Genomic DNA, 11,888 nt, shown 5'->3' with positions numbered 1-11,888 from the left:
AGCCGGGCACACTTGCCCGGCTCCCGAGCGCGCTCACACATCCGAAGTCACGCTGCGGCCAGCAGCACCCCCAGCGCCTCCGCCGTATGCGCGTACCGCGTGAGAAGTGCCGCGCCCGCCGGGGCGGGGTCGGCCATCTTCCACGGTCCCTCGCAGCCAAGGAGTTCCGCCACCGCGTCGCATGTGGCGGGGTGGGCTGCGAGGAGGACGCCTGCGCTGCCACCGCCGGCGGGGCCGGTCGGCGGGACGGCTGCCGTGTCCGCCCGGACGTCCCATGGCGGCACCCATGTGTCCAGTGCCGGGAGGCGGCCGGGGAAGATGCGCCCGGCCTCACGGATCAGAAGGGGGGCCAGCTCCGCACCGCCCGACCGCAGAGTGGTGATGAGGGTGGGCAGCCACGGCAGCAGCACCGGATCCGGCAGCCGCGCGAACGCGTGGGACACCGCCTCCACCACGAAGTCGGCCAGTTGCGGCACCGGCTCCAACGCGTGCAGGAACCCACTGAGGTAGCGCGGATAGGCGGGGACCACCAAGGGGTTGCCCAGCAACTCGGCGCAACGCGCCCGAAGTTCCGTGCGGGAGAGCTGCCCGAGCTGCACCTGCGCGGCCCACAGCAGCGCCACCTTCGACGGCTCCTGCGGATGCGACTGCGCGAACGCCAGCTCCAACTGGGTCCGGTCGCAGCCGAGCGACAACGCCAGTGGCTCCATGCTGAAGAGGAAGCCGAGCATCGCGGCGACCTGGCGGACGGTCGCGTCCTCGTCGGTGAACGCCGTCGGCAGGAGGGTGCAGTAGTGCGCGTAGCCGGCCTTGACGAAGGACTCGATCCACGTCGGCAACACCGGTTCGTTGGTCCGGTAGTACGCCAGCAGTCGCCGCACTTGGCGCAGGACCTCCGGCGCACCGTCGACGCTGCGCTCGGTCGACAGCACCTCCAGGGCGCGCGTGCCGAGTTCGTCGGCGAGGCGGCGGCTGCGCAGATACAGCGTCGCGTCCTCGACGGCCTGAAGGACGGTCGCCGCTGTCGCGTGCGGGCCGTACGCCGTGCGTCGAAGCCGTTGTTCGAGGACCTGCTCGATGCTCACGCCCTCGTAGCCGAGCTCGATGAGCGCCCGCTGATGGGTGCCCAGCGCAAGGTCCCAGGACTCCTGGATGGGCCGTTCACCAAGGCGGCGCTCACCCATGATCGGCCGTGCGGCGCCCTGCGGCATCAGTTGGCGCAGCATCCACAGAACGTCGGAGCACCGCTCCAGTTCCGGCTGGGCTGCCATGTCCAGCAACGCCCGCTGCACACCGCGCTGTTGGAGCCTCAGATTGAGCGGTGCGAGCCGGTCGTGCACGTCGCGCGCCAGCGGCGGCAGCGCTTCGTAGCCGACCTGGCCGACGCGGTCGCCGCCCATCATGATCTCCACGAGGCGCCGCACATCGCGCCGGCCCGGCACGCTGTCCTTCTCGATGCAGGTGATCGCCGCATCCTGGAAGTCGTACGGCGTGGGCCTGGCCCGGTCCCGCATCCCGGCCAGCAGGATCGACGTCTCGAACACGGCGATGGCATCGGCGGTGGAAGCGAGGTACCCGGCGCGCCGCGCCGCGCGCACGATCTCCACCGACCAGCCGATCAGTTCGGCCTCGTCGAGCCCGTCGAGGACGGGCGGGCGCTGCAGGAACCCGGAGAGCTTGTCCGAAGGGAGGTCGGCGGACAGGGGAGCGATGGGTACCGCGCTCTTCCTGGGCTTCGTCGCCTTCTTCGCCCCCGCCTGACCCGCGAGCCGGAACGGCTGCACACGCGTGCGCCTGACGTTCTTCGCCCACTGGGTCGCGGCGATCGACACCGAGCCGGCGGCAAGGCCGAACTGCGCCTCGATCGCCGCGTGGCTGGACGGGATCAGGCCGTACTGCCACTTGCTCGCACTGGGCGGGCTGATCTCGAAGGTGTCGCTGCCGTGGACGCCGAACTCCTCGACCCGGCTGGCCGCATGGAACGCCCCGCACACGTAGAGACAGTCCGCGGGATCGGTGCCGGACGCGGCGAGATGTTCCCGCATCCTCGTCCACATGTACCGCTCGCGGTCCTCGTCGACGCGCACCCGCTGCGGATCGCCGGGTGCCAGACGCCGGAACAGGCTGCCGATCAGGAGCATGACCTGCCGGTAGGTGTCGTGGTCGCTGTCGCCGAGCGGCAGTTCGACGTACTGGTGCCACCACTCCGACCAGTGCCGCACCCGACCGTGGTGCAGCAGGTGCTCCTCCAGTTCGGCGAAGCGCGGCCGGAGGTCGCCGATCTCCACTCCGACCGCGTCACCGTGCAGCGCGACCTCCTCCTCGGCCGGCGGCGCGTCCGGATCGGCCGGCGGTGTCTCACGCGCATCCCACTGGAACACATGGTCCGAGGAACGGTCCACGAGGACCAGTTCGACGCCCGGTGTGTCCAGCGCGTACGCGATTGCCTGGTACTCGGCCGACGCCTCGGTGATCGGCGCCACGACGGACAGCGGCGCCCACTCGGGCGGGAAACCCGCGACCTCGCTGGCGAACGCCTGCACCGCCACCGGGAGACGGCAGTTGCGCAGTTCGGACAGGAGCGGCGCCATGTCCTCGCACAGCTCCAGATAGATGGTCCTGGGCTGCTTCTCCCGCAGCCGCCGCGCCATCGCGATCGCCGAAGCCGGCGAATGATGACAGACGGGGAAGATCTCCAGCGGTTCGCGCACCGCCCGGTCGACGTCGTCGACCAGCCCGAGGAGGATGCCCTCCAGCGCGTCGGGACCGTCGGCGAACGCGCCGGCGGCGTCCTGCAACTGCGTACGCAGCGCCTCGAACGACGACTTTCCCTGCACGACGGCGTTCACGACAGGGTCGCGATCGCGTCGCGACCGCCCTCCAGGAACTCCGGCCAGGACCCGCCCTCTTCGGTACTGCGCGGCTCGACCACACCGTGCAGGTACTTGTTGAGGATGGCGAGGTCCTCAGGCTCGCGCCGCGCCAGCGATCCCACGAGCGAGGAAGCGAGGGTGTGGGCGGTCAGCTCCCGTTCGCCGAAGAAGTTGCTGTGCAGGATCGCGTCCTCCAGCACACCGATCTGCTCGGCGGTCGACAGCGCGGACTCCAGCTTCTCGTCGTCGCTGCCCGCCGCGGCGGCGGACGCACGCAGATCGGCGAAGCTCTGCAGCAGCACGTCCAGCAGCGTCGGCGGGACGTCCAGCTCGATCTGGTGGCGGCGCAGCAACTCCTCGGTCCGGAAGCGGACGATCTCGGCCTCGCTCTTCTTGTTCGTCACCACCGGGATGCGCACGAAGTTGAAACGCCGCTTGAGCGCGGAGGACAGGTCGTTGACGCCCCGGTCACGGCTGTTGGCCGTGGCGATGACCGAGAACCCGGGCTTGGCGAAGACGATGTTGTCGCTGTCCAGCTCCGGCACGGAGATGTACTTCTCCGACAGGATGGAGATCAGTGCGTCCTGAACGTCACTGGTGGAACGGGTGAGTTCCTCGAATCGCCCGATGGTGCCGCTCTCCATCGCCGTCATGATCGGTGAGGGGATCATCGACTCCCGTGACTGGCCCTTGGCGATCACCATGGACACGTTCCACGAGTACTTGATGTGGTCCTCGGTCGTGCCGGCCGTGCCCTGCACCACCAGCGTGGAGTTGCGGGAGATCGCGGCGGAAAGCAGCTCGGCCAGCCAGCTCTTGCCGGTTCCCGGATCCCCGATCAGCAGCAGGCCGCGGTCGGAGGCCAGGGTGACGATGGAGCGCTCGACGAAACTGCGGTCGCCGAACCACTTCTGCGAGATCTCCCTGTCCAGGCCGTCGGAGCGCTCGGAGCCCAGGATGAACAGGCGGACCATTTTCGGCGACAGGCGCCAGGAGAACGGCTTGGGGCCGTCGTCGACGGACTCCAGCCAGTCCAGCTCCTCGGCGTACTTGATCTCGGCGGGGGCGCGCAACAGGTCGGACATGGCAGGGCCTTTCTGAGCAGAAAGAAGTCGTGAGGGTCTTGAGGGTGGTGAACGTCGAACGAGGTTGTGAACGGCGTGAGGGTCGTGAACGCCTCAGGCGAGGAACGTCTTGAGCTCGTGGACGAGCTTGCGGATGTGGCCGGAGAGCACCGGCGTACCGAGATCCTTGAAGCGCTCGCGGAACCACGGGTTGACGCTGCCGCGGCCGGAGCTGGTCACCGATCCGACCGGGATGAACTTGGCGCCCGAGCGGTGGATGGCGGCCATGCTTTCGAACAGCGGCTCGGTCTGCCATTCGTAGAAGTCGGAGATCCACACCACGACGGTGTTGCGGGGCTCGGCGATCTTCGGCTGGGCCAGCGCCATGGCGACCGTTCCGTCGGTGCCGCCGCCGAGGTTCGTGCGCAACAGGGTCTCGAAGGGGTCGTGGACCCACGGGGTGAGGTCGAGCGCCTGGGTGTCGTACGCGATCAGGTGGACGTCCACCTTGGGGAGCCCGGCGAAGATCGACGCCAGAATGGTGCAGTTGACCATGGAGTCGACCATGGAACCCGACTGGTCGACGACCACGATCAGTCGCTGGGGGGTCGTCTTGCGGGCGGTGTGCCGGTAGTAGAGGCGGTCGACGTACAGCCGTTCCGCTTCGGGGCTCCAGTTGGTGAGGTTCTTCCAGATCGTGCGGTCGAGGTCGAGGTTGCGGAACACCCGCTTGGGCGGGATCGAGCGGTCCAGAGCACCGACCGTGGCCTTCTCCACCTGTGTGCGCAGCACCTCGGCGACCTCGTCGACGAAACGACGGATCAGCGCCTTGGCGTTGGCCAGGGCCACCCCTGACAGGTTGTCCTTGTCGCGCAGCAGCTGCTCGATGAGCGACATGCTCGGGGTCAGCTGTGCGGCCAGCTTGGGGTCGGCGAGCACCTCGCGCAGACGCATCCGCTTGACGAGGTCGGCCTCGATGGCGCCGAGTTCCGGTCCGATCGCCGGAATCAGCCGGCTGAGGTCGGGCGTCGTACCGCGACCGCCGGTCCCGGTCGGGCTGACGCCGCGCCCCGCTGCACCGCGACCGCCGCGCAGCTCTCCGGGCTTGCAGCCGAGCGCGCGCTCCAGCCAGCCCGCGTCGGACTGCCAGCGCGACAGCTGCCCGGCGGTGACCGTGCCGGAACCGCAGGCGAAGACGTTGAGCAGCACCTTCGACACGAGGGCGGCGCGCCGCACCTCGGCGGCACGGTCCCGTCCGCCGCTGTCACCGTCGTCGTCGCCGGCACCGTCCGAGCTGGACTCGGGCACCATCAGGCCGTCGAACTCGGCGGCCAGGTCGGGGTGTCGCTGCACGATCGAGTCGACGGAGGCTCCAGGATCCAGCAGCGCGGGCGGCAGACCGATGTCCTCGACGACGGCAAGGCTCGCCGATTCCAGTGCCGCTTGCTCCTCGGGGTCGAAGAGGCGGGCCAGCAGTCGCCAGTACAGGGCCTGACGGCGGTTGTCGTGGGAGACCGGCTCGGGATGCTCTTCGGTCGTCGGCTCGGTCATTTCCGCAACAGCCTTCCGGCACGCTCGCGCAGCACCGCCATGGCGTCGGTGGCCGCCTTCTCGGCTTTGACACCGTTCTTGTCGGTCGTGCCCCCGGCCCACGCCCCCGCGTGGAGGGTGACGGCCTTCTTGCGCATGGTGGTCTCCACGGCGAGCGGCTGGACGCTGAACGTCCCGTCGTCCCAGCGGAGCAGGCCGATGCACGCGCCCGACGCGGCGACGGCCAGGGGCGTGAGCGGTCCGGCGGTCGGAATCCGGTCGTCGTCGACGGCCAGTCGGAAGCCGGCGAGGGTGAACGTCAGTGCGCAGTCGTCCTGTTGGGCGGCAAAACCCTCCAGGAACACGGGTACGGCGATGCGTGCCGGGTGCCGGTCCAGGGGTGCGGTCGCCGAGACGGTGGCGGTGGGCAGGGCGACGCGGGCGGTGGCGAAGGCGTCGGCGGGCTCACCTGTGCGCGCGTGCTCGTCGCTCCAGACCAGATCGCCTTCCGCGGTGATCGGCATCCCCGTGAGGTCCATGGCGCGGCCCTCACCGACGGCTGTCAGCAGCGACATGTGCGGGCGCAGCAGTTGCCAGACGCCGGCTCCGACGACCGTGTCCGGCTTCGGCACCGAGACACTTGCACGCACGAGCCGGGGCGCGGTGCCGTCGGCGGGCTCGAACACCGCGTGCACCTGGGCCTGGGCGGCGGTCGCGTGTTCGTGCAGATCGACGCCGAGGGGCAGGAGACGGCCGGTGGCGGTGCCGGTGGCGGAAACGGCGGCCGCGCCGGGCAGCGTGAGCAGCAGGGCACGTGACCACAGGTCGGCCCAGCGGCGTGCGGGGATACGGTCCAGGGAGGCGCCCGGGCAGGACGCGGCGAGTTCGGCGGCGAATCCGTCGAGAAGCGCCGCCAGGCGACGCAGGTCCGGATCCGCAAGCATCGCGGAGACGACTTGGGCCGCTCCGGAGACCACGTCATGGTCGATTCCCCGCCACCCGCAGCGCGCCAGGTCGGACAGCCAGGAGCGGGCGGCGGCCAGCAGGTTCACCGCCTGCTGCCCGCTGGGGTCCGAGGCGCTCGCCTGGCCGGGAGACCGGCCGGTTGCCTCCTCGATACGGCTCAGCAGCGCGTCGTGGACGGAACCGAGCAGCGCGGTGCGGGCAGCCGCGAGAGCGATGAAGTGGTCTTCACCCGCAGCTCCGGCCGCCGCCTTCTCGGCCGCCTCACCCACCTTGGCGGCCACCGGTGTTCCGGTGACGGCCTGGGCGAACTGCGCCAGTCCGGCGGCCTGGGCGGGCTGCGGACGGAGCAGGCCCGCGACGAGAGCCTGGTCGAACATGTCGACGGCAGCCAGCGCCTCGTCGAGTCCGTCGATGGTTTCGGTGAGCACGTCAGCGTGCTCCGCCACGCTCGAATCGGGCTCGCGCGGGGGCACCGCCATCGCCACCGCCCTCGTCGAGGGAAACCACTGCATCTCCGGCAACGGCGCGGTGGTCGGAGCGAGTTCCAGGTAGGCCAGGTGGCGCAGGAACCGGCTGAAGACGGGGGCAGCGGCCGCGGCGTCACCCTGCGCCGGACGGGCATTGATCATCTCTGCGGTGAGAGTCTGCGCGTTCGACTCGCCGCCCGCGACCTCGACCCTCAGATAGCGGGCGACGCGCTCGACGCCGTACTGCAGCACCGCCTCGTTGATCAGGGCCCTGATGTGATTGCAGAACCCTCCGCGAGCGCCCCCGCAGGGCCGGTTGTTGTTGGTGCTGCAAGCGAACGTGTACGTGCTCGCCGCGACCGAGGACACATACACCCGCTCGATGTCCGACCCACTGGACACCACTCCCTGCAAGCGCCCGTCGGCCAGCTCCACGAACGGAACCTTGCCCAGCTTGCGTGTCCGGGCGGGCTGTATCACCCGCGCCGTACTCGACCTCTCCCAATCCGACAACGCATCATCTCCCATGCACCAGAAGGGCTTCCGCGCCACACCGGCGGGACACGACTGAACATAGTGGCGACCACTGACAACGGGCCCTGGCCAAGCGCCGGGGCCCTGTACGGCGGGCCTGGGAGAGGGCGAAGCCTCGTGTTCGGAAGACCGAGATCCGGGACAATGAGCGTATGACGACGCCCGACTTGGTCTCGACGAGCGAGCTGGAACGCTCCTCCGTGGTCGCCAACAACACGATGAACCGCGAGCGTGGTCTGGCCGGTGTGAACAGCTATGCCCGCGAGCTCGGGTTCGACCCCCTCGCTCACCTGACGGCCCGTCCGGCCGCCCCGTCGTGGCTCGACCTGTGCAGCGGCGAAGGCCGCGCCCAGTTAGAGGCGGCATCCGCTCTGCCCGCCGACGCGGTACTCACCGCGGTCGACCTGGTGGGACCGCTCGCCCCGGTGCCGGCACCGCCCACTATGGAGCGGGTCATCGCCTCCGTCGCGGACTGGGCGCCGCAACGCACGTACGACCTGATCACCTGCGTACACGGCCTGCACTATGTCGGCGACCAACTCGGCCTGCTCGCCCGGGCCGCGTCCTGGCTCGCTCCCGACGGGCTGCTCCTGGCGCACTTCGACCCCGACTCGATCCGGTGGGCCGACAGTTCACCGGCCGGGCGGGCGGCCGTGACCGCACTGCGGACCGCGGGATATCGCTACAGCGCCCGTCACCACAGGCTCACGCTCGAAGGTGCGCGCCAGGTGCTGCTTCCGTTCCGCTACATGGGCGCCGACCCGACGGCAGGCCCGAACTACACGGGCCAGCCGGCGGTCGGCTCCCACTACAGCTCTTGCTGAGTGTGAAGTGCCATGAGTCATCGGTTCGCCGCGGACGCCAGGCGGCGCCCGCGGCGAACCGTGGTCACGTCAGCCGTCGATGCGGTGCGTGGTCCAGAAGGAGGTCAGGTCCGTGGTCGTGGCGGCCTGCGCGGCTGCCTTGAACTCGGCCGTGGTCGAGACGCCGTACCAGTGGGAAGTGGCGTAGTCCTTGAGGAGTTTGGTCATGGCGGTGTCGCCCAGGACGCGCCGCAGGTCGTGCAGGGCGCATTTTCCGTAGCCGTAGACGACGGTGGAGTACCGGGACGAGTGGGCATCCCAGTAGGCCATCGAGTTGGTGATCTTCTCGGCCGACGAGGCCCACGACACGCTGTTCCAGCAGTTGGTGCCGGTTTTGTTCAGCGCCAGGTCGGTGGAGTAGTCGGTGAACGACTCGTCCAGCCAGGGGCTGTTGTACTCGTCGTCGCCGACGATGCCGTACCACCACTGGTGACCGATCTCGTGGGTCAGCGCCGTGGTGCTGACCAGGTCGAGGACGAACCCGGGGTACTCCATGCCGCCGAACCAGTAGTTGTTGTCGATCACGGCGTCCAACTCGCCGTACGGATAGGCGCCGAACCGTGCGGCGTGGGCGTCCACGGCGGTCTTGGCGGTGGTGAGCATCGACTGAGCGTCGGACGCGCTGATGGCCGAGACGGAGTAGATGTTCACCGGGGTGCCGGCGGCCGAGGTGCCGGAGATCTTGCTGAAGGGGCCCGCCCCCCAGGCGAAGTCACGAACCTTGGACGCGGTGGCCGTGGTGACGGTGCGTCCGCTGGAGCCGGGGGTGTCCACCGAGGTGCCGGTGGCCGGTACGAGCAGGGTGCTCGGGTGGTCGAGGGTCACCTTGAAGTCCGCGGCCAGCGAGTAGAACGACTCGCCGTTGTTGGTGTACGGATCCAGATGCCAGCCCGCCGCGTCCTTGATCGCGAGTACGGGCAGGGCGTTGCCGATGAAGCTGAAGGCCCCGTCGTGGCCGAAGCGGTCGGCGCCACTGGGCACGGTGATGCCCAGGTCGAAGCCGATCGTCGCACTCTGCCCCTGCGCCAGCGGCGTCGGGAGGGAGATCTGCAGGGCCGTGCAGCCCACCGACAGGGAGCCCGCGGTACCACCGGTCACGTTGCTGACCGTGATCGGCATCGCGGAGCACGTGCCGTGGTAGTTGTCCCAGAGTCTCAGGTACACCTCGCTGAGCGCGGTGGAGGAGGCATTGGTGAAGCTGGCACTCTCGTGACCGGTCCAGACGGTCCCGCTGGTGTTGCTGCTGAGGCTGACGGTGTACGAGGGTGCGGCCGGCGTACGGGTGGAGTCCGCGGGCGGGGTGGTGCCGCCGGAGGTGTCGAGGGCGACGTCGTCGAGGACGAAGCTCGTCTGGAGGCTGGAGTCCTCGGTGCCGGTGAACGCGACGGTCACGGTCTGGCCCGCGAACGCCGAGACGTCGAAGGACTTCTGCGCGTAGCCGGTGTTCTTGTTGAGGTTCGAGTAGGTGGCGAGTGTCGTGCTGCCGATCTTCGCCGTGAGCTTGTCGTACGCGGTGGACGAGGTCGTCTCGGTGGTGTCGATGTGCAGCCAGAAGGTGAGCGTGGCGGTGCTGCATCCGGACGGGATCGTGACGCTCTGGGAGAGCGTGTCGGTGTGCGTCCCGCCGGTGCCGTCCAGCCAGGCGTAGCTGCTGCCGCCATGGGCGGTCTGACCGGAACGGTTGGTGATCACGCTGGACGAGGACTGGCTCCAGGGCGAAGTCCCGCTCTCGAAGCCGCCGTTGGTGACCACCTGGGTCGGTGTGCAGGCGGCGGCGAGCGGGGCCGTGGGCGGCGCGGCCGAGGCCGGGGTGACGGGGAGCAATGCAGCGGCCAACGCGGCGACGGCGAGTGCGCTCGCGGCGAAGGTCCGGTGGGGGGTCGGTCTCACACGTAACTCCTTTGAGGCGGCCGGGATCCCGGCCTGCTCGGTGGCCGTCCGACCGGCCTGGGTGCGCCGACGGACAACCGCGGGTTGCGCGCATCGCCGGCGCGAGCGCGTGGTGTGATCAGCCGTGTCCGCTGGGGTCAGGGCGACGGCTGCCGGAAGCCTGACAGATGTGACCGGAACATGCCATCAGGGGCGGGTAAAAGTGCCGGCGTTCCGGATGGCTCTGGTGCCACTCGTGAGACTGGTGGCGACCGCCGCAGGCAACTTGGCTCGTACAGGGGGCAGTCGGCTCGCGGAAATGCGAGTCGGCGGCCGGTCAGGTCGCGATCGCGACGATGACCGCGGCCGCGCCCGCGCCGAGCGCACCGTAGAAGGCGGTCTTGGCGACCCGGATCTGCAGGGGGACGGCGGTGGGCCGCGTCCGGCGGTTCCATCGTGTGCCGAATATGAGCCCAGGCAGGCCCAGGAGCAGGCAGCACACAGCGAAGCACGTCCCGGCGAGCCAGCCGAGGAGGCAGGCGGGGGAGACCACGTAATAGGTCCAAGGGGCCCGGGACACGGCGATGCGGCGGCCCAGGTCGTAGTCCGGTTCGACAGTGGCCTTGAGGTCGACGATTCCACCGTCGGCGGAGCGGAAGGTTCCGTTGGACGAGGTCGTCTCGCCCCGAGAGCTGTAGTTGTGCTGATAGCCGTCCACGGTCAGTGTTCCGCGCGTACCGGTGAGGCCGACGGAGTACGGGAGAGCGGGCACGCAGAATCCGCCGATGAGGCAAGCCATCAGCAGCATGACGGCGCCGCCGAACCGCACTGCGGCGGCTGACGGGCCGGTTCCGGCGGCCTTGCTCACGCATTCCTCCCGCAGGCGATCTCTTCGTAGATCACCGTAGGCGCGGGTTGTGGGGTCCCAACCGTGCATTTCGGCGCAAGACGTGAGGCCATACGCAATCTGTAGGCAGCTTTGGCCGTGGCCCGGCCGGCGATTGACCATCCGTTGACCGGATCCCGCCGCTGCGCTGGTGCGTACGCCCGGGGCTCGGTGCTGTCCCGAGCCGTACGTTCGGCTTCCGGCCCGCTCGAGTCCTGGGTTCTGGGGTTTGTTGAGTGGGGCTTGAGCGGGGTGCCTTTGGGTGGTGGGACTGCGTTGGTGTCCGGGCATTGGCTGGATGTTGGGGGTGGGACGGTGGGCGACACCGAGGGTGGTGAGCCGCTGTTGCGCGTGGTGCGTGGACGTGCGAGCGAAGAGGAACTGGCAGCGCTGGCGGTGGTGCTGTGGGCGGTGTGGGCCCGTGACGAAGGCGGCGAGGGCGGCGGGATGTCCGGCCGTGGCCGGTGGTGGCGGGGGCCGGAGGCGTATCGGGCCCCGCGGAGCTGGCAGTGATGTGGGTGTTGTGGTTGTTCTGTTTCGAGGAAGAGGTCTGAGATGGCAATGACGACTGCCCCCGTTGTGGCGACTGCCCCTGCCCCGGTGTCCGCTCCTCCGTCGCCGACCGGCCCTGGAGCGCCTGCCGTTCCTGCTCCCGTTCAGGCGGACGCGGGGTCTGTGGATATCCGCGGGCGTGTCGCGGAGCTGGACAGGGTGCGACAGACGGCTTTGGCGGGGCCGAGTGAGAAGGCGACCGCGGCGCAGCACGCCAAGGGCAAGCTGACCGCCCGGGAGCGCATCGAGCTGCTGCTGGACGCCGGTTCGTTCCAGGAGGTCGA

The 11,888-nt window shown here is 69.6% G+C and carries 9 protein-coding genes and 1 pseudogene; 3 read left to right on the top strand and 7 right to left on the bottom strand.

What is annotated here, in order from left to right; genetic code table 11:
- Positions 1–47: 47 nt before the first annotated feature.
- The 5 genes and pseudogenes from ABZS97_RS40850 to ABZS97_RS40830 form a co-directional block, all read right to left on the bottom strand.
- Entirely contained in the window at positions 48–2,849 is a 2,802-nt protein-coding gene (locus ABZS97_RS40850; protein WP_356147685.1) for a hypothetical protein, read from the bottom strand.
- A complete protein-coding gene (locus ABZS97_RS40845; protein ID WP_356147682.1) occupies positions 2,846–3,958 on the bottom strand; it encodes an AAA family ATPase in 1,113 nt (370 codons plus the stop codon). The genes ABZS97_RS40850 and ABZS97_RS40845 overlap by 4 nt, the downstream gene beginning before the upstream one ends.
- Before the next feature lie 93 nt (positions 3,959–4,051).
- Positions 4,052–5,488 (bottom strand): VWA domain-containing protein, encoded by a 1,437-nt coding sequence (locus ABZS97_RS40840; protein WP_356147679.1) that lies wholly within the window; start codon positions 5,486–5,488, stop codon positions 4,052–4,054.
- Positions 5,485–6,912, bottom strand: coding sequence for a hypothetical protein (locus ABZS97_RS40835; RefSeq protein ID WP_356147691.1), 1,428 nt, complete (start codon positions 6,910–6,912; stop codon positions 5,485–5,487). The genes ABZS97_RS40840 and ABZS97_RS40835 overlap by 4 nt, the downstream gene beginning before the upstream one ends.
- A pseudogene (locus tag ABZS97_RS40830) lies at positions 6,913–7,428 on the bottom strand (hypothetical protein); the annotation flags it as partial.
- A 158-nt stretch (positions 7,429–7,586) separates the two neighbouring features.
- On the opposite strand from ABZS97_RS40830, the gene ABZS97_RS40825 reads away from it, so the two are divergent.
- Complete coding sequence (locus ABZS97_RS40825) at positions 7,587–8,258, top strand: methyltransferase domain-containing protein (RefSeq protein ID WP_356147674.1); 672 nt, start codon at positions 7,587–7,589, stop codon at positions 8,256–8,258.
- Between the two features lie 69 nt (positions 8,259–8,327).
- Here the strand turns inward: ABZS97_RS40825 and ABZS97_RS40820 are convergent, their stop codons facing one another.
- Positions 8,328–10,187, bottom strand: a complete 1,860-nt coding sequence (locus ABZS97_RS40820) for a M1 family aminopeptidase (protein ID WP_356147672.1) — start codon at positions 10,185–10,187, stop codon at positions 8,328–8,330.
- Positions 10,188–10,503: 316 nt separating this feature from the next.
- Positions 10,504–11,034 carry a hypothetical protein gene (locus tag ABZS97_RS40815; protein WP_356147667.1) on the bottom strand — a complete coding sequence of 177 codons (531 nt, stop codon included), beginning with the start codon at positions 11,032–11,034 and terminating at the stop codon, positions 10,504–10,506.
- Between the two features lie 333 nt (positions 11,035–11,367).
- Here ABZS97_RS40815 and ABZS97_RS40810 point away from each other — a divergent pair, with 333 nt between their 5' ends.
- Both ABZS97_RS40810 and ABZS97_RS40805 read left to right on the top strand, forming a co-directional pair.
- The gene (locus ABZS97_RS40810) at positions 11,368–11,565 is read left to right on the top strand and encodes an acyl-CoA carboxylase subunit epsilon (protein WP_356147663.1); all 198 of its coding nucleotides are present in this window, start codon (positions 11,368–11,370) and stop codon (positions 11,563–11,565) included.
- Between the two features lie 162 nt (positions 11,566–11,727).
- Positions 11,728–11,888: carboxyl transferase domain-containing protein (locus ABZS97_RS40805; protein ID WP_356147688.1), on the top strand; the 161-nt coding region annotated here is incomplete at its 3' end.

Source organism: Streptomyces sp. NPDC005485, assembly GCF_040606085.1.
Lineage (GTDB): Bacteria > Actinomycetota > Actinomycetes > Streptomycetales > Streptomycetaceae > Streptomyces.
The sequence above is the reverse complement of the archived record's forward strand: the minus strand, read 5'-3'. Positions and strand labels throughout refer to the sequence as shown.

Coding starts and splice junctions, on each gene's coding strand:
- ABZS97_RS40825 (WP_356147674.1), top strand. CDS start 7,587: ATGACGACGCCCGACTTGGTCTCGACGAGCGAGCTGGAACGCTCCTCC.
- ABZS97_RS40840 (WP_356147679.1), bottom strand. CDS start 5,488: ATGACCGAGCCGACGACCGAAGAGCATCCCGAGCCGGTCTCCCACGAC.
- ABZS97_RS40845 (WP_356147682.1), bottom strand. CDS start 3,958: ATGTCCGACCTGTTGCGCGCCCCCGCCGAGATCAAGTACGCCGAGGAG.
- ABZS97_RS40835 (WP_356147691.1), bottom strand. CDS start 6,912: ATGGCGGTGCCCCCGCGCGAGCCCGATTCGAGCGTGGCGGAGCACGCT.